The 290-nt window shown below is 52.4% G+C and carries 1 protein-coding gene; it reads left to right on the top strand.

Going from position 1 to position 290, the window contains the following annotated elements; all coding sequences use genetic code 11:
- On the top strand, positions 1-290 hold a 290-nt coding region (locus AC1RPJ_RS08090), incomplete at both ends, for a hypothetical protein (RefSeq protein WP_481762894.1).

The raw sequence follows: 290 nt of genomic DNA, 5'->3' as shown, positions 1-290 counted from the left end.
GGCGGAACTGGAAACGCAACTGGCCGATGAAGAAGCATTGAAGCATCTCGTTCATGGCTTCCAAGACAAGAACATGAAGAAGATGGCTATCGAAGCTATCTCGCAACGCCTAATGGTCTTGATCAACCGTTATGCGTCGATGGTGTTCCCGGAACAGTTCCAATTCGAGTTCCAGTGGGATACCGATATTCGGATCATCGTGCACCGTCCTAATGGGCAGGAGCCTAGTGACGTGCGTCGGTTGAGTGGTGCAGAGTCCGCGATCTTCACACTCGTGATCGTGTGTGCGC

The organism is Dellaglioa sp. CoH-57-MRSF-17 (assembly GCF_056782015.1).
The sequence above is the reverse complement of the archived record's forward strand: the minus strand, read 5'-3'. Positions and strand labels throughout refer to the sequence as shown.